Here is a 16,143-nt window from a genome sequence, read left to right on the forward strand (position 1 = left end):
AAAAAATTATGGCTAAAATCATAGGCGGTTTAGCGGTTTCCCATACCCCCACCATTGGCTTTGCGGTTGATCATAACAAGCAGCAGGAAGGCGCATGGGCACCGATTTTCGATGGCTTTGCGCCGATGCAGCGCTGGCTGGAAGAGAAGAAACCGGACGTGCTGCTGTATGTGTTTAACGATCACGTCACCTCCTTCTTTTTTGATCATTATTCGGCGTTTGTGCTGGGCATTGATGACGAATATGCCGTGGCGGATGAAGGCGGCGGCCCGCGCGATCTGCCACCGGTAAAAGGTCATGCGGCGCTGTCGCAGCATATTGGTGCCAGCCTGATGGCGGATGAGTTCGATATGTCATTCTTCCAGGACAAAGCACTGGATCACGGCCTGTTTTCGCCGCTGTCGGCGCTAGCACCGTGGCAAGGCGGCTGGCCGATGCAGGTGGTTCCGCTGGCGGTGGGCGTTTTACAGTTCCCGATTCCGACGGCACGTCGCTGCTATAAACTCGGCCAGGCACTGAAGCGCGCGGTGGAGAGTTTCCCGGAAGATCTGAAAGTTGCGGTGGTAGCAACCGGCGGCGTTTCACATCAGGTTCACGGCGAGCGCTGTGGCTTCAACAATCCCGAATGGGATGCGCAGTTTATCGATCTGCTGATCAACGATCCCGAGCGCCTGACCGAAATCACCCTGGCGGAATACGCCACGCTCGGCGGCCTGGAAGGTGCGGAAGTGATTATGTGGTTGATCATGCGCGGCGCGCTGTCGGCCAACGTCGAGAAACTGCATCAGGATTACTATCTGCCTTCGATGACCGGTATCGCCACGCTGATCCTCGAAAACCAGTCTCGTGAAGCGCCGGTTGATGTGCATCAGCGTCAGCGCGATAAGATCAACCTGCAAATGAGCGGCGTGGAAAAACTGCCCGGCACCTATCCGTTCACCCAGGCGCGCAGCCTGAAAGCGCTGCGCATCAACCGCTTCCTGCACCGCATGATTCAGCCAGAGTGGCGTAAGCGTTTCCGCGAAGCTCCGCAGGCGCTGTATCAGGAAGCCGGACTGACCGCTGAAGAGCAAACGCTGATTACCCAGCTCGACTGGCGCGGCATGATCCATTACGGCGTCAGCTTCTTCCTGCTGGAAAAACTGGGTGCAGTGGTGGGCGTGTCTAACCTGCATATCTATTCGGCGATGCGCGGCGAAACGCTGGAACAGTTCCAGCAGACGCGCAATCAGCAGGTGCTCTACTCGGTAGCGGGGAAAAAAGAGTGATGTTTACGCAATCCGTTATCGACTGCCATCACCACGTTTTTGATCCAGTAAACTTTCCCTGGGCGCCCGAGAGCGCCTACAACCCGGACGGACACGAGCTGGCGACGCCGGATTACTATCGCGCCGTGATGCAGGCCTACAACATCCGCCACTCGCTGATTGTCGGCCCAACATCGGGCTATAACACCGACAATCGCTGCCTGCTGGATACCATTAAGCGCGGTGAAGGACGGTTCAAGGGCATTGCCGTCACGCCGCGTGACGTGGATAGCGACACGCTCGCCAGCCTGAAAGATCAGGGCATCGTCGGCATTGCGCTTAACGTGGCGATGCTCGGCACCGAGCCGTTTCTCCAGCTTGATGCCCTGATGGGCAGGCTGGCGGAGCTGGACCTCTTTGCTCAGATTCAGGTGCAGAACGATCAGCTGCTGGCGCTGATGCCGCTGCTGTCACGCACCCGCACGCGTTTGCTGATCGATCACTCCGGCCGACCAGACGTCGGCGCAGGCGTAGCACAACCGGCCTTTCAGGCGCTGCTGTCGCTGGCCGGTCAGCAGCGCACCAGCGTGAAACTTTCCGGGCTGGCGAAATTCTCCCGCCAGCCGTATCCCTTCAGCGATGGACATCCTTATCTGCTGGCCTTGCTGGACGCTTTCGGCGCGGAAAATTGCATGTGGGGATCGGACTGGCCCTTCCTGCGCGCCACTGAACGCATGGATATGGGCACGCAACTGCTGCTGATCGAACAGCTGATCCCCGATGAAAAGAGCCGCCGTCAGGTGCTTTGGCACACGCCACAGCGGCTGTTTGGTTTTACTGAATTACAGGAGTCACGATGAGAACCATCTATGTACTGAACGGCCCGAACCTCAATCTGCTGGGCACGCGCGAGCCAGAAACTTACGGCTCCGACACGCTGCAAAGCGTGGAAGCGCTGTGCCGCGCAACGGCGGAAGAGCTGGGCGTGGCGATTGAGTTTCGCCAGACCAACCACGAAGGTGAAATGATTGAGTGGATTCAACAGGCGCGTCTCGAAGCGCAGGCGCTGGTGATCAACCCAGCGGCGTGGACGCACACCTCGGTGGCGATCCGCGATGCAGTCACCGGCGTGGCGTTGCCACTGTGGGAAGTGCACATCACCAATGTGCACAAGCGTGAGCCCTTCCGTCACCACTCCTATCTTTCCGATGTCGCGCAAGGCGTGATCTGCGGCTACGGCATTCGCGGTTACCGCTATGCGTTGATGGAAGCGGCGCGCGTCGGCTGATTATTCATCCTGCCCGCACACTTCTCGCAGGCAGCGGATCAGCGCATCCGCTGCCGGTGAGTGCAGACAGCCCGCCCGCACCGTCAGCCCGATGGCGCGATCGGTATCCGGTAATGGCACCGGCAGCGCCACCAGCGCACCGGACGCCAGTTCCACTTCCAGCTGGTGCGCGGAGACCGCTGCCAGCATATCCGACTGCATCAGTAAGCCGCGCACCAACGCCAAATCGCCGGTTTCCACCACCGGATCGGGAGCCGGAATGCCCATCGCCTGAAAACTGTTATTCAGCATATATCGCGCTGGCGTGGCCGAACGCGGCAGCACCCAACGCGCAGCGCGCAGATCTTCGGTAGAAAGCTCACGCCCGACTAATGGATGATCGTGACGCGCCAGCAGCACCATGCGTTCCGAGAACAGCGTCTCGCGCGTGACGTCCAGCGCATCTTCATCGCGGCGCAGCGCGCCAAAGATAAAATCGATATCGCCGGAGCGCATTTCCGAGGCCAGCACGCCAAAGGCGCTTTCACTGGTTACTACGCGCACGCCCGGATAACGCGCCGTCAGCATCACGATAGCCTGCGGCAGAATGCGCGTGCGTCCCAGCGGCAATGCGCCCACGCGCACCGTTCCCTCAAGTATCCCGCTGCGAGCGGCAATATCAGCTGGAATGTGGCGCAGTTCATTTAGCGCACGTCGCACGTTGGCTTCAATTTCACGCCCGGCCAGCGAAGGCATCATGCCGTGCGGCGTGCGCTCCAGCAGCGCGATGCCCGCACCGTTTTCCAGCACGCGCAGCGCGGCGCTCACCGCTGGCTGGCTCAGTCCGAGCCGTGCCGCCACCGTCTGCATATGCCGCGTCTGACACAGGGTGATAAAAATTTGCAGCCGACGTACGTTAAATAGCCACAGCGGTTCAGCATCGCTACGCTGTGCGCCGCGTCCCTGCAATTTTGCCAGCCGCTGCGGCACCTGATGCAGCTCATCGATCGCCCGCAGCGCGCGCGGCAGCACGCATTTACCGAAGTCAGTCAGCATCATGCCACCGGCGTGACGTTCAAACAGCGTCACACCTAACGTGAGTTCCAGGTCGCGAATGGCGCGGGTAATGGCCGACTGGGTGCGAAATAATTCATCTGCTGCCCGCGAGACACTGCCTTGTGCCACCACCTGACTAAATGCCCTGATTTGCATCAGGTTTGTCAGCTCTTGCATATCCTTTTCCGCCATCTTTCCCTGCCCCTTTTCGCTACCGATCGATGTCGCAATATAAATAAAACGCATACCCGCTGCAATTAAATGAATTATCGCCGCCAGGTTGGCAGTGACAGCATGGAAAAAAACAGCGGAGGAGTATGCCATGACTAACAACACCCCAAAAAAAACCGCGCTGGTGGTCAGCGCTCACTCAGCGGATTTCGTCTGGCGCGCCGGCGGTGCCATCGCGCTGCACCATGCGCAGGGCTATGACGTCCACGTTGTCTGCCTCTCGTTTGGCGAGCGCGGTGAATCAGCCAAGCTGTGGCGCAAAGGAGAGATGAGCGAAGCGAAAGTTAAAGCCGCCCGCCGCAGTGAAGCGCAGGCCGCCGCCGAGATTCTGGGTGCCAGCATTGAATTTTTTGATCTCGGCGATTATCCGCTGCGTGCCGATAAAGAAACCCTGTTCCGCCTTGCCGACGTCTATCGCCGGGTGCTGCCGCACTTTGTTCTGACCCACTCATTGCAGGATCCCTACAACTACGATCACCCAATGGCCACGCATCTGGCACAGGAAGCGCGCATTATCGCCCAGGCCGAAGGCTACCGTCCGGGCGAAAAAATCGTCGGTGCGCCGCCGGTTTACTGCTTCGAACCGCATCAGCCCGAGCAGTGCAACTGGAAGCCGGATGTGCTGCTGGATATCACCTCGGTGTGGGACAAAAAATATCAGGCGATTCAGTGCATGGCCGGGCAGGAACATCTGTGGGAATACTACACGCGCGTGGCACAGCAGCGCGGCGTACAGGCCAAGCGCAACGTCGGGATTACCACCAGCCGCGACATCATTTATGGCGAAGGTTATCAGAGCATCTTCCCACGCGTAACCGAGGATCTGGCATGAGCATCATCGCTAAAAAAGGCGTCGCGGTGCGCCACATTGCGCGCGCGGCAGCTACGGATATCGACGCGCTGGCGCGCTTTGGCGTCGCCACCGTGCATGAAGCGCAGGGCCGCAAAGGCTTGCTCGATCCCGCCGTTCGTCCGATTCAACAGGATTGCGCCATCGCGGGCAGCGCGGTCACCGTGCTGGTGGCACCGGGCGATAACTGGATGTTCCACGTCGCAGTGGAGCTCTGTCAGCCGGGCGATGTGCTGGTGGTCGCACCGACCTCACCGTGCAGCGACGGCTTCTTCGGCGATCTGCTGGCGACCTCGCTGCAAGCGCGCGGTGTGCGTGGACTGGTGGCGGATGTCGGTGTGCGTGATAGCCGCACGCTGCGCGAGATGGGCTTTGCCGTCTGGTCGCGCGCAGTGTATGCGCAAGGCACAGTCAAAGAGACGCTCGGTTCGGTGAACGTGCCGCTGGTGTGTGCCGGGCAGCTGATCTGGCCGGGTGATGTGATCGTGGCCGATGACGACGGCGTGGTGGTGGTGGCTCGCGATGAAGCCGCCAGCGTGGCAGCCAAAGCGCGTCAGCGTGAAGAGCTGGAAGAGAGCAAACGCCTGCGTTTAGCGGCCGGTGAGCTGGGACTGGATATCTATCAGATGCGCCCGCGCCTGGCGGAAAAAGGACTGCGCTATCTCGACACGCTCGATCAACTGGAGGAGTAAACCATGCGCCAGCGTCGCATTCCCTGCTTACTGATGCGCGGCGGCACCTCCAAAGCCGCCTGTTTTCTGGCACAGGATCTGCCAGCAGATCCTGCGATCCGCGATCGGGTGCTGCTGGCGGTGATGGGATCGCCCGATATCCGCCAGATTGACGGTCTCGGCGGGGGCGATCCGCTCACCAGCAAAGTGGCGATCGTCAGCGCTTCGCGCCGGGACGATGCCGATGTCGATTACCTGTTTGCTCAGGTCAACGTCGATCAACCCAGCGTCGATTACGGGCAAAACTGCGGCAATATCCTCGCCGCAGTCGGGCCTTTCGCCGTGGAATGCGGGCTGGTAAAGGCAGGCAATCAACGCACCCGCGTGCGCATTTTCATGCAGAACACCGGGCAGATTGCCGAAGCAGAGTTCGCCACGCCCGACGGTGAAGTCGACTATGACGGTGACTTAAGTATTGATGGCGTACCCGGCAGCGCAGGCGAGATCGCCCTCACCTTCAAAGACATTGCCGGATCGAGCTGTGGCGCGCTGCTGCCGACCGGTCAGGTGCGCGACTGTTTTGATGGCATTGATGTCACCTGCATCGACAACGGCATGCCGGTGATTTTGATTCGTGCGGCGGATGTCAATCGCAGCGGCTATGAAAGCCGCGACGCGTTAGACAACGATAGCGAGCTCAAGCAGCGGCTGGAGTCGATTCGCCTGCAGGCCGGGCCGCGGATGAACTTAGGGGATGTCAGCCAGCGTACGGTGCCCAAAGTCACGCTGCTGGCTGAAGCGCGTCACGGCGGTGCGATCAGCTCACGCACTTTTATTCCGCACCGCTGCCACGCCTCGATTGGCGTGCTTGGCGCGGTGAGCGTTGCCAGCGCCTGCCTGATCCCCGGCAGCGTCGCTGACGGACTGGCACGCACCTGCCAGCAACCTCAACAGCGCTTGAGCGTGGAACACCCCAGCGGCGAATTTAGCGTATTGCTGCAGCGCGAAGGCGCTAACCCGCTGGCGGGTTGCGGTTTACTGCGCACCGCACGCGCCATTTTTGCCGGTGAAGTCATGATTCCGGCTGCGGTCTGGCCCTTCAGCAAGGAGTAATTGATGAACATCACCTTTATCGGTTTTGGCGAAGCGGGCGGCATTCTCGCCCATGACTTACAGGCGCAAGGCAACGCGGTGACGGTGTGGGACCGCAAAGCCCTCGCGGCAGAAACCCTGCCCGCGCTGCAGCAAAAAGCGCAACAAGGCGGCGTGCGGCTGGCCGCTTCGCTGGCGGACGCGCTGCAGGATGCCACGCTGGTGTTCTCCACCGTTACCGCATCGCAGGCACTCAACGTGGCCCAGCAGGCGGCAGCGCTGTTACAGGCTGGGCAGCATTTTCTTGATCTCAACTCGGTGGCACCGCACACCAAACGCGCCGCCGCTGAAGTGATTTACGCCGCCGGTGCCAGCTATATCGACGTGGCGGTAATGGCGCCGGTGCCGCCCAAGCGGCTGGCGACGCCGCTGCTGATTGGCGGTGCGCAGGCTGAGCGGGTGCAGCCGCTGCTGCAACAGCTGGGCCTCAACAGCCGCCTGCTGGGCAGCGAAGTGGGTGAAGCCTCGGCGATTAAGATGTGCCGCAGCGTGATGATCAAAGGCCTCGAAGCGCTAACCACCGAATGCCTGAGCGCGGCGCGCCAGTACGGCGTAGAGCAAGCAGTGCTGGATTCGCTGCACGCCAGCTTCCCGTCGCTGGGCTGGAACGATCAGCTGCCGCACTACCTGATCAGCCGCGTGGCGGAGCACGGTCAGCGACGTGCTGAAGAGATGCAGGAAGTGGTGAAAACGCTGCAGGACGTCAAGGTACCGGCCGCCATGAGCGCAGCGATTGTTACCACCCAACAAGGGCTGGTAGATGCGTTAAACGCCCGCGCCCTGCGCTATCAACAACTCACGCCGTTCGTTTGGCAAGAGACGCTGGATAAGATCTATCCACCTCAATGAGTTATACGCCCAAAGGTATGCGTTTTGTTTATCGGCAATTGTTTACATTTTTGCAACGGCGTAGCGTAAGCGAGACGAGAAGCAGGTTATAAAACAATAAATATCGGAAGCAAAACATGAAGATTAGAGCATCTGTTGCCCTTTCCCTGCTGCTGGCAGCGGGTATTGGCCAGGCCAGCGCAGCCGCGCTGGACGCCAGCCACACCAACCAGGTTATCACCAGTGTGAAAAACAGCATCAGCGCCCAGCACAGCACCGGCTGCGTGGCGGTGGTTGATGCCAGCGGCACGTTGCTGGCCTTCCAGCGCCTGGATGGCGCGTCGCCGGGCTGTGTCGATGCTGCGATTGGTAAAGCCCGCACTTCGGCGTTGTATCACGCCCCTTCCCTGAAATTTATGCAGCGTCTGCAGAGCGGCGAAACCACGGTGCTCGCCATCCCGCACGCTGTGGCGCTCGGCGGCGGTTTCCCGCTCACGCTGCAAAATGAAGTGGTCGGCGCGGTCGGCGTCAGCACCCCTAAACAGGATCTGGATAACCAGGCTTCAGAGGCTGCCGCTCAGGCGCTGAAATAACTTTCGGGAATTTCCATGATGACTCTTTCACGCCGCCGGTTGCTGACCGGCACGGCGGGCCTGCTGGTGGCTGGCGTCCTGACGCAGGCGCTTCCCGGCAGCCTGGCTCTCGCCTCGCCACCGCTGGCCGCCGCGGTCGCGCCTTCCGCCAGTTTCACTGCGATTTCAACCCGATTAACCGGGCTGGATCAGCCAGATGCCTTGCTGGCGCAGCACCTTTACAGCTGGCTACACGACCACTTCCCGCAGCTGGATAGCCAGCTCGATACGCTCAACGCGCTGCTGCAACAGCAACCCGCCGCCAACGGCAGCAGCCTGCTGGTGTTGCTGAGTACGCAGCCCAAAGCCCTCAACGATCTTTATCAGGCGCTGGTTTCCGGCTGGTATCTCGGCGTCGTCGGCCCGCTGCCGCGCCCGCAATGCATTGCTTTTGAGAATATCGTCAGTTATCAACTGCTGCGCGATTCCCTGTTACCGCCGAGCTATGCGCCGGGGCAACCTAACTTCTGGACGCAGCCGCCTGCAAGGAGAGCACATGTCTGATTCATTAAGCGCCGATGTGGTAGTGATTGGCGCCGGGATTGCCGGTTCACTGGCGGCGCTGAAGATGGCCAAAGCCGGCGCATCGGTGTTGATGCTGGAGTCTGGCCCGGAGATTAAACGCGATCAGGCGGTGGAGTATTTCCGCAACTCGCCGTTTAAGGGCGATTTCACCGAACCTTACCCGCCGCAGCCGTGGGCGCCGCAGCCGAAATTTATCCCCAGCGATAACAATTACCTGATCCAGAAAGGCCCGGATCCCTATCGCGCCCAATATCTGCGCGGTACCGGCGGCACCACATGGCACTGGGCTGGACAAGCGTTCCGCCTGTTGCCGAACGATATGCGCATTCAGTCACTGTACGGCATTGGCCGCGACTGGCCGATCAGCTATGACGAGCTGGAACCTTATTACTGCGATGCCGAATATCAGATGGGCGTTTCTGGCGATAGCGATCTGGCCTCGCCGCGTTCGCGCCCTTACCCGCTGCCGGGCATTCCGCTGCCGTACGGTTTTGATCGCCTGAAGCAGCGTCTCGGTCCGCTGGGTTATGAGGTGGGCATTGGTCCGCAGGCGCGTAACAGCATCGCCTACGACGGTCGCCCGGCCTGCTGCGGCAACAACAATTGCATGCCGGTTTGCCCGATTGACGCGCAGTATCACGGCGGCATCGCCGCGCGTAAGGCGCTGGATGCCGGTGTCAAAATCGTCACCAATGCGGTGGTGTTTCGCATTGAGGCCGACGACAAAGGCGCCATTCAGGCGGTGCACTATCTCGATCAGAACAAAGCGCGCCATCGCGTGACCGGCAAACAGTTTGTCCTGACCGCCAACGGCATCGAAAGCCCGAAAATCCTGCTGCTCTCCACCAGCGATCGCTACCCGAACGGCATTGCCAACAGTTCCGGCATGGTGGGTCGCAACCTGATGGATCATCCGGGATCGTCAGTGGAGTTTTACGCCGATGAGCCGGTGTGGTTTGGCCGTGGACCGATGCGTCCCGGCAGCATCAATAACATGCGCGACGGCGATTTCCGTGGCGAGCGTTCGGCGCTGCGTATCGATCTCGCCAACACCTCGCCGGTGCGCTACCTCACCGAACGTCTGGTGCGTCAGGGCTATTACGGCAAGGCGCTTAACGACAAGCTGGCCTTCCAGGCCGAGCGCTTTGTCCAGCTGAAGTGTTTGCTGGAGATGCTGCCGGAGCCGCAGAACCGCGTCACGCTGAGTAAAACTGAGAAGGATGCCTGGGGCATTCCCCGCCTCGAGGTTTACTACAGCTTCCCGGAATACGTGCATCGCGGCTATGACCAGTCGATGCTCGACTTCCAGCGCATGGTGAAAGAGATGGGCGGAACGGAAGCGGTTTACAGCAAGCGCGGCGTTTACGACAACAACCAGCACATCACCGGCACCATGATCATGGGCAGCAATCCGCAGGATTCGGTGGTGGATGGTCACTGCCGCACCCACGATCACCCGAACCTGTTTATCGCCGGCACCGGTATTATGCCGTCGGCCTCGACGGTCAACTCAACGCTGACCGGAACCGCGCTGGCGCTGCGTATGGCCGATAGCGTTCTGGCAAGCTTGTAAGGAGCCCCCGATGAAACCTGTATTTATTCAGGCCGCTATCGCGGTGGTCCTGATGCAGTGCGCTGTGGCGCAGGCGGCAGACAATGACGCTCAGATTAAGCGCGGCGAATATCTGGCGCGCGCCGGTGACTGCACTGCCTGTCACACCGCCACCAACGGCCCGCTGTTTGGCGGCGGCTTTGCGGTCAGTACGCCTTTCGGCCAGATCTGGGGCAGCAATATCTCCTCCGATAAGCAGTACGGAATTGGCAGCTGGAGCGACGATCAGTTTGTTGCCGCAGTGCGCGACGGCATTGGCAAAAACGGCGAGCAGCTCTACCCGGCAATGCCGTATGACTCCTTCACCAAAATGAAGCGCGACGATGTGCTGGCAATCAAAGCCTACCTGATGTCGATGCCGCCGGTGCATCAGGCTTCACCGCAAACCGACCTGCCGTTCCCGTTCAACCAACGTTGGGGCATGCGTTTCTGGAAGTGGTTTAACTTCGATAAGGGCGAATTGCAGAACGATACGCAGCAGAGCGCGCAGTGGAATAATGGTCGTTATCTGGTTGAAGCGCTGGCGCACTGCGGCACCTGTCATACGCCGCGTAATCTGACTATGGGCATGGACAACGATAAAGCGCTTGCGGGCGGCGATCTTGGCGGCTGGATGGCGTACAACATTACGCCAGATAAGCAGGCTGGCATCGGTGACTGGAGCCAGCAACAGCTGGTGACCTATCTGAAAACCGGGTTTGTTGCCAATAAAGCCAGCGCCTCCGGTCCGATGGCCGAAGCGATTGAGCACAGCCTGCAATATCTGCCGGAGAGTGATCTGCAAGACATCGCCACCTATCTGCGCAGCGTCAAGCCGCAGCCGGACGCGCAGCAAACCCGTGCGCGCGACAGTTGGGGACAACCTTCCACCGCGCTGATTGCACTGCGCGGTGCCGATGACGCAACCCGCAATGCTCAGCCCGGCGCAGTAGTGTTTGCCGGTAACTGTGCCAGCTGTCATGGCGCCGAAGGTGCGGGATCGGGTAGCGGATTCCATGCCTATCCATCGCTATTCCATCACACCAGCACCGGCGCGGCAGATGCGCTGAACGTGGTATCGGTGATCCTCAACGGCGTACATCGCAATATGACCGAGGGCGAAGTTTTTATGCCGCCTTTTGCCCCTGAACTGAGTGACCAGCAGGTGGCGGATGTCAGTAACTTTGTGACCCAGCAGTTTGGTAATCCGGCGGCGGCCAAAGTGGATGCGAAGCAGGTGAAAGGATTAAGAGAGGATGCAAAACTGGCTTCACCTCCGATTTACGGTCAGGGAGATAAGCCTTAATTAACGCACTCGGCGGCGCAGGATGCGCCGCCGATGTAACACGCGTTACTGGTAATTCACGGTCACTTCACTGCTCACCACGCGCAAGCCCGGCGGCAATGCGCCCTTCCCCTGAAAGCCAAACGCCAGATGCAGCGTCTCTTCCGCCGCCACGTTGGCTAAGCCACGCGTGCTGCCGCTGGCCCCTTCGATTTCGACACAACGATCGCCCGCGCACAGGCGTACCAGCAAACCCGAAGGCGCAGGACGGCTGAGCTGATAACGCCAGTTCACCAGCGAGATGTTACCCGGTGCGCTGGAGGGCGCACGCAGCGCAGGCGTCATCAGCCAGTTACCGCGCACGCCAATGCTCGGGCCGCTGGCGTTGGCGCTCCAGGCACCGCTGGCCGCATCGGCAGCCAGCGGCAGCGCCATCATCGGCAACATCATCAATGCCCAGCACCAGCGACGCATTACTTGCCTCCAATGGTGGCGGTCATGCGGATCTGACGGTTGTCGGTCAGCTCCATATTCGACAGCACAATCAGCTGCGGCAGGTTGCGGCGCAGGAAGCGCGCCAGCAGCGCACGCAGCGGATGATTGACCAGCAGCACCGGCGGCGCGCCCGCCATCTCTTGCTGCTGCAGTGCGCCTTGCGCTTGCACCAGTAAGCGATCCGCCAGACCCGGCTCAAGCCCACCGCCGCCCTGCAGCGCCTGCAGCAGCAGACGTTCCAGCGTGGCATCGAGGCCAATTACCTGTACTTCGCCGTTGCCAGGGAACCATTGCTGGGTAATCGCACGTCCCAGCGCCACACGCACTACGCTGGTCAGCTCTTGCGGATCGTTCTGTACCGGCGCATGTTCCGCAAGGGTTTCAATAATGGTGCGCATATCGCGAATCGAGACGCGCTCGGTCAGCAGGTTTTGCAGCACTTTATGCAGCGTGGTCAGGGTGATGACGCCCGGCACCAGATCTTCGGTCAGCTTCGGCATCTCTTGCGTAACGCGATCCAACAGCTGTTGCGCTTCCTGACGGCCAAACAGCTCGCTGGCGTATTGTCCGATCAGGTGATTGAGGTGCGTCGCCACCACGGTGCTGGCTTCAACTACGGTAAAGCCCTGAATCTGCGCCTGCTCTTTCAGGGCGCTATCGATCCAGATCGCCGCCAGACCAAAGGCCGGATCGACAGTCGGCTCGCCCGGCAGCGAACCGGCGGCGGTGCCTGGGTTGATCGCCATCCAGCGTCCCGGATAAGCATCACCGCTGCCAATTTCCACGCCTTTCATCAGGATGCGGTAACGCGCAGGCGGCAGCTCCATGTTGTCACGGATATGCACCACCGGCGGCAGGAAGCCGACCTCCTGCGCCACCTTCTTACGAATACTGCGGATACGCCCCAGCAGTTCGCCGTTTTGCAGGTGATCGACCATCGGAATCAGGCGATATCCCACTTCCATACCCAGCGAATCTTCCAGCTGCACATCGGTCCACGACGCTTCCACGGTGGCCGGCGTTTCCTGGGTTTTCACCAGACTGGAGGCTTCGGTTGGTTTCTTCGGCTGCATTTCGCGGCCGCGCAACCACCAGGCGAGTCCCAGCAGTGAAGCGGTAAACAGCAGGAACACGAAGTTTGGCATGCCCGGCACCAGGCCGAGTAAACCAATCACGCCGCCACTCAGCATCAGCACGCGCGGGTTTCTGAACAGTTGGGTCACCATCTGCTCGCCGACATCCTGATCGGTGCCCACGCGCGTGACGATGACACCTGCGGCAGTGGAGATCACCAGCGCTGGGATCTGCGCCACCAGGCCGTCGCCGATGGTTAACAGCGTGTAGGTTTCGCCCGCATGGCCGAGATCCATACCGTGCTGCACTACACCAACCAACAGGCCGCCGATGACGTTAATCACCATGATCAGGATACCGGCGATGGCATCACCGCGAACGAACTTACTCGCACCGTCCATCGAGCCGTAGAAGTCGGCTTCCTGCGTCACTTCGCTACGACGTTGCTTGGCTTCCTGTTCGCCAATTAAACCGGCGTTGAGGTCGGCATCGATCGCCATCTGCTTACCCGGCATACCATCCAGCACAAAACGCGCGCCGACTTCAGCGATACGTCCCGCACCCTTGGTGATGACCATGAAGTTGATGATAACGAGGATGATGAACACCACGATACCGATGGCGAAGTTACCGCCAACGAGGAAGTGACCAAAGGCTTCCACCACGCGTCCGGCGGCATCGGCACCGGTATGGCCTTCCAGCAAAATGATACGGGTTGAGGCGACGTTCAGCGCCAGACGCAGCAGCGTCGAGAACAGCAGAATGGTCGGGAATGCGGCGAACTCCAGCGTGCGCTGGGTGAACATCGCCACCAGCAGCACCATGATCGACAGCGCAATGTTAAAGGTGAACAGCAGGTCAAGAATGAATGCGGGTAACGGCAGCACCATCATCGACAGGATCAACATGATCAGTACCGGGCCCGCCAGCACCTGCCATTGCGTGTCTTTAAAGTTGCCCGGTAAACGCAGCTTCTCGGCTAAATTAGCCATCGTTAGTGTTCTCTCCTGCAAAGTCCATGTCTGCCGGAACCGGCAGGTTTTTTGGTTTGTTTGGAATCAAGCCGCCTTCGCGCTTCCAGCGTCGCAGCTGCCAAACCCAGGCCAGCACTTCTGCCACTGCGCCATACAGCGCGCCGGGGATGAACTGACCAATTTCTGTGTGTCGATACAACGCACGCGCCAGCGGCGGTGCTTCGAGAATCGGGATACGGTGCTCTTTGGCGAGCTCACGAATTTTCAGCGCGATGTCGCCGGCGCCTTTGGCAATCACTTTCGGCGCGCTCATCTTGCCTTCCTGATACTTCAGCGCCACCGAGTAGTGCGTTGGGTTAGTGACGATGACATCGGCTTTCGGTACATCGGCCATCATGCGACGACGCGCCGCTGCACGCATCGCCTGACGAATACGCCCTTTAACGTGCGGATCGCCTTCGTTCTGTTTGTGTTCGTCGCGAATTTCCTGGCGCGTCATCTTCAGCTTTTTGAAGTAGCTATAAAGCTGCCAGAACACGTCAAAACCGACCATCGGGAACAGGCCGAGCATGATCAACCCGCAGCAGGCGGCGATCATCGACAAACCATGATGCAGCGCGTTGATGGGCGATTCGCTCATCAAACGCAGCATCTCTTGCCAGTGGCTCCAGATGTACCAACCGGCGACGATGCCCACCAGCACCGCTTTCATAATCGACTTCACCAGCTCAGCGGCGGTTTGACCGGAGAACATGCGGCCGATACCGGTGAGCGGGTTGAGCTTTTTGAGATCGAACTTGATGGATTTACCGCTGAAGTTAAGGCCGCCCAGCGCCATCGGTCCGGCAATCGCCACTACCACTAAACCACCCATCAGCGGAAGCAGCGCGATCACCGCCTGCTTAATCAGGCTGCCGATATGACCAATGATGACTTTGTCATCGCTGACCATGCCGTGATCAAAACGAAAACCGGTGGCGACCATGCTGGCCAGACGCTCCGCCATGCTGTTGCCGCCAATCCACAGGATTAGCAATCCAATCAACAGCATCATCACTGAAGTCAGCTCGCGCGAACGCGGAATCTGCCCCTCCTCACGCGCTTTTTCAAGTCGGTGGGGCGTGGGCGATTCTGTTTTGTCCTCGTTACTCTCTTCAGCCACGACATACCTCAGCTGGCAGGAATTCTGAGCATAGAATGCCAAAACCCGGTCAGGCTAAAGCGCGGATTAAAGGGGGGAAATGTGAGCTTATTTAGCCATAAGTGAAATTGCGGGCTGATGGGTAGCCATAAATGGCTTAATGCCGCTCAGTTAAGCATTAGTTTGCATATGTATGCAGGTGCGCATGAATGCGCACCCTACGAAAAACGCGCCAATCCTTTGTAGGGTCGCCATTTATGGTGACCGAAAGATGCTTAACTGACGTGCATTACGCCATAAATGGCGCCGCTACCCCACTCGAATGTGCGTAAATGCTGACCGGATGGCGATAAAAGCGCACCACGTCACCAACCAACAATAACGCCGGTGATTGCGCTTGTTGCACCTCAACGGTATGCGCCAGCTCAGCCAGCGTGGTGATCATCACCCGCTGATCGGCGCGCGTGCCGTTCTCAATAATGGCTACTGGCGTATGCGCGTTGCGGCCCTGCGCCTGCAGCTGTGCGCTGATGCTGGCGCTCCATTTCAGCCCCATGTAAAACACCAGCGTCTGATTATCGGCGGCGAGGCTGGCATCATCCAGCTGCGGTTCGCCGCTTTTGCCGTGACCGGTAATTAACCGCAGCGACTGTGCGCAATCGCGGTGCGTTAGCGGAATGCCGCTGGCTGCCGCGCATCCGGCGGCGGCGGTAATACCCGGCACGATATGGCAGGCTATTCCCGCCTGTTGCAGATAGAGCATCTCTTCACCGCCGCGCCCGAAAATAAAGGGATCGCCGCCTTTGAGCCGCACCACTTGCCGCCCGCTGCGGGCTAAATCCACCAGCAGCTGATTAATTTGCGCCTGCTTCAAACCGTGGCTGCCGGGCTTCTTGCCGACATCAATCGCCAGCGTCTCCGGCGGCACTTCCGCCATGATCGCCTCGCTCACCAACCGGTCATACACCACCACATCGGCGCTGTTGATCAACCGCCAGGCTTTTAAGGTGAGCAGTTCTACGTCCCCCGGCCCGGCTCCAACCAGCCAGACGCCGCCTTGCGCCTGTTCGCCGTCACGCGGATTAAACAGCTTGTCGAGGGATTCACTGGCTTGCGTCATGATG

16 protein-coding genes are annotated in these 16,143 nt (G+C 59.8%); 11 read left to right on the plus strand and 5 right to left on the minus strand.

What is annotated here, in order from left to right:
• The first annotated feature begins 8 nt into the window (after positions 1-8).
• The 3 genes from VIJ98_RS11075 to aroQ are packed head-to-tail and all read left to right on the plus strand — an operon-like array spanning position 9 to position 2,535.
• Positions 9-1,268, plus strand: coding sequence for a gallate dioxygenase (locus VIJ98_RS11075; protein WP_265297808.1), 1,260 nt, complete (start codon positions 9-11; stop codon positions 1,266-1,268).
• A complete protein-coding gene (locus tag VIJ98_RS11080; RefSeq protein ID WP_323273933.1) occupies positions 1,268-2,107 on the plus strand; it encodes an amidohydrolase family protein in 840 nt (279 codons plus the stop codon). Before VIJ98_RS11075 ends, VIJ98_RS11080 begins: the two co-directional genes overlap by 1 nt.
• Positions 2,104-2,535, plus strand: coding sequence for a type II 3-dehydroquinate dehydratase (aroQ, locus tag VIJ98_RS11085; protein ID WP_277977514.1), 432 nt, complete (start codon positions 2,104-2,106; stop codon positions 2,533-2,535). Before VIJ98_RS11080 ends, aroQ begins: the two co-directional genes overlap by 4 nt.
• Here aroQ and VIJ98_RS11090 read toward each other — a convergent pair whose 3' ends face one another.
• Complete coding sequence (locus tag VIJ98_RS11090; RefSeq protein WP_323273937.1) at positions 2,536-3,762, minus strand: LysR family transcriptional regulator; 1,227 nt, start codon at positions 3,760-3,762, stop codon at positions 2,536-2,538.
• Positions 3,763-3,892: 130 nt separating this feature from the next.
• Between VIJ98_RS11090 and galB the strand changes: the two genes are divergently transcribed.
• From galB to VIJ98_RS11130, 8 genes are all read left to right on the plus strand, one after another.
• Positions 3,893-4,633 (plus strand): 4-oxalmesaconate hydratase, encoded by a 741-nt coding sequence (gene galB / locus VIJ98_RS11095; protein ID WP_061718569.1) that lies wholly within the window; start codon positions 3,893-3,895, stop codon positions 4,631-4,633.
• On the plus strand, positions 4,630-5,343 hold the full coding sequence (locus VIJ98_RS11100) for a 4-carboxy-4-hydroxy-2-oxoadipate aldolase/oxaloacetate decarboxylase (protein WP_323273939.1): 714 nt from the start codon (positions 4,630-4,632) through the stop codon (positions 5,341-5,343). The genes galB and VIJ98_RS11100 overlap by 4 nt, the downstream gene beginning before the upstream one ends.
• 3 nt (positions 5,344-5,346) lie before the next feature.
• Positions 5,347-6,435, plus strand: a complete 1,089-nt coding sequence (locus VIJ98_RS11105; protein ID WP_323273941.1) for a 4-oxalomesaconate tautomerase — start codon at positions 5,347-5,349, stop codon at positions 6,433-6,435.
• 3 nt (positions 6,436-6,438) lie between these two features.
• Complete coding sequence (locus tag VIJ98_RS11110) at positions 6,439-7,323, plus strand: DUF1932 domain-containing protein (RefSeq protein WP_323273943.1); 885 nt, start codon at positions 6,439-6,441, stop codon at positions 7,321-7,323.
• Between the two features lie 116 nt (positions 7,324-7,439).
• Positions 7,440-7,895, plus strand: a complete 456-nt coding sequence (locus tag VIJ98_RS11115; RefSeq protein WP_061718565.1) for a heme-binding protein — start codon at positions 7,440-7,442, stop codon at positions 7,893-7,895.
• 15 nt (positions 7,896-7,910) lie between these two features.
• Entirely contained in the window at positions 7,911-8,438 is a 528-nt protein-coding gene (locus VIJ98_RS11120) for a sugar dehydrogenase complex small subunit (RefSeq protein ID WP_323273945.1), read from the plus strand.
• Positions 8,431-10,032: a GMC family oxidoreductase gene (locus VIJ98_RS11125; protein WP_323273947.1), complete on the plus strand. Its 1,602-nt coding sequence runs from the start codon at positions 8,431-8,433 to the stop codon at positions 10,030-10,032. Before VIJ98_RS11120 ends, VIJ98_RS11125 begins: the two co-directional genes overlap by 8 nt.
• Positions 10,033-10,042: 10 nt before the next feature.
• Positions 10,043-11,356 (plus strand): cytochrome c, encoded by a 1,314-nt coding sequence (locus VIJ98_RS11130; RefSeq protein ID WP_323273949.1) that lies wholly within the window; start codon positions 10,043-10,045, stop codon positions 11,354-11,356.
• Between the two features lie 45 nt (positions 11,357-11,401).
• On the opposite strand, the gene VIJ98_RS11135 is transcribed toward VIJ98_RS11130, so the two are convergent.
• The 4 genes from VIJ98_RS11135 to cobA all read right to left on the minus strand — a co-directional run bounded on the left by VIJ98_RS11135 (position 11,402) and on the right by cobA (position 16,139).
• On the minus strand, positions 11,402-11,809 hold the full coding sequence (locus VIJ98_RS11135; protein ID WP_323273951.1) for a flagellar protein FlhE: 408 nt from the start codon (positions 11,807-11,809) through the stop codon (positions 11,402-11,404).
• Positions 11,809-13,896, minus strand: coding sequence for a flagellar biosynthesis protein FlhA (gene flhA, locus VIJ98_RS11140; RefSeq protein WP_154156454.1), 2,088 nt, complete (start codon positions 13,894-13,896; stop codon positions 11,809-11,811). The genes VIJ98_RS11135 and flhA overlap by 1 nt, the downstream gene beginning before the upstream one ends.
• Entirely contained in the window at positions 13,889-15,040 is a 1,152-nt protein-coding gene (flhB, locus tag VIJ98_RS11145) for a flagellar biosynthesis protein FlhB (protein WP_256696644.1), read from the minus strand. The genes flhA and flhB overlap by 8 nt, the downstream gene beginning before the upstream one ends.
• A gap of 268 nt (positions 15,041-15,308) precedes the next feature.
• A complete protein-coding gene (gene cobA / locus VIJ98_RS11150; protein ID WP_323273954.1) occupies positions 15,309-16,139 on the minus strand; it encodes a uroporphyrinogen-III C-methyltransferase in 831 nt (276 codons plus the stop codon).
• Positions 16,140-16,143 lie beyond the last annotated feature (4 nt).

Origin of the sequence: Pantoea sp. S18 (genome assembly GCF_045689705.1) — a bacterium.
GTDB lineage: Bacteria > Pseudomonadota > Gammaproteobacteria > Enterobacterales > Enterobacteriaceae > Pantoea > Pantoea symbiotica.

Excerpts from the sequence above, each read along its gene's own strand:
- VIJ98_RS11075 (WP_265297808.1), top strand. The coding sequence starts at position 9 with ATGGCTAAAATCATAGGCGGTTTAGCGGTTTCCCATACCCCCACCATT.
- VIJ98_RS11080 (WP_323273933.1), top strand. The coding sequence starts at position 1,268 with ATGTTTACGCAATCCGTTATCGACTGCCATCACCACGTTTTTGATCCA.
- aroQ (WP_277977514.1), top strand. The coding sequence starts at position 2,104 with ATGAGAACCATCTATGTACTGAACGGCCCGAACCTCAATCTGCTGGGC.
- VIJ98_RS11090 (WP_323273937.1), bottom strand. The coding sequence starts at position 3,762 with ATGGCGGAAAAGGATATGCAAGAGCTGACAAACCTGATGCAAATCAGG.
- galB (WP_061718569.1), top strand. The coding sequence starts at position 3,893 with ATGACTAACAACACCCCAAAAAAAACCGCGCTGGTGGTCAGCGCTCAC.
- VIJ98_RS11100 (WP_323273939.1), top strand. The coding sequence starts at position 4,630 with ATGAGCATCATCGCTAAAAAAGGCGTCGCGGTGCGCCACATTGCGCGC.
- VIJ98_RS11105 (WP_323273941.1), top strand. The coding sequence starts at position 5,347 with ATGCGCCAGCGTCGCATTCCCTGCTTACTGATGCGCGGCGGCACCTCC.
- VIJ98_RS11110 (WP_323273943.1), top strand. The coding sequence starts at position 6,439 with ATGAACATCACCTTTATCGGTTTTGGCGAAGCGGGCGGCATTCTCGCC.
- VIJ98_RS11115 (WP_061718565.1), top strand. The coding sequence starts at position 7,440 with ATGAAGATTAGAGCATCTGTTGCCCTTTCCCTGCTGCTGGCAGCGGGT.
- VIJ98_RS11120 (WP_323273945.1), top strand. The coding sequence starts at position 7,911 with ATGATGACTCTTTCACGCCGCCGGTTGCTGACCGGCACGGCGGGCCTG.
- VIJ98_RS11125 (WP_323273947.1), top strand. The coding sequence starts at position 8,431 with ATGTCTGATTCATTAAGCGCCGATGTGGTAGTGATTGGCGCCGGGATT.
- VIJ98_RS11130 (WP_323273949.1), top strand. The coding sequence starts at position 10,043 with ATGAAACCTGTATTTATTCAGGCCGCTATCGCGGTGGTCCTGATGCAG.
- VIJ98_RS11135 (WP_323273951.1), bottom strand. The coding sequence starts at position 11,809 with ATGCGTCGCTGGTGCTGGGCATTGATGATGTTGCCGATGATGGCGCTG.
- flhA (WP_154156454.1), bottom strand. The coding sequence starts at position 13,896 with ATGGCTAATTTAGCCGAGAAGCTGCGTTTACCGGGCAACTTTAAAGAC.
- cobA (WP_323273954.1), bottom strand. The coding sequence starts at position 16,139 with ATGACGCAAGCCAGTGAATCCCTCGACAAGCTGTTTAATCCGCGTGAC.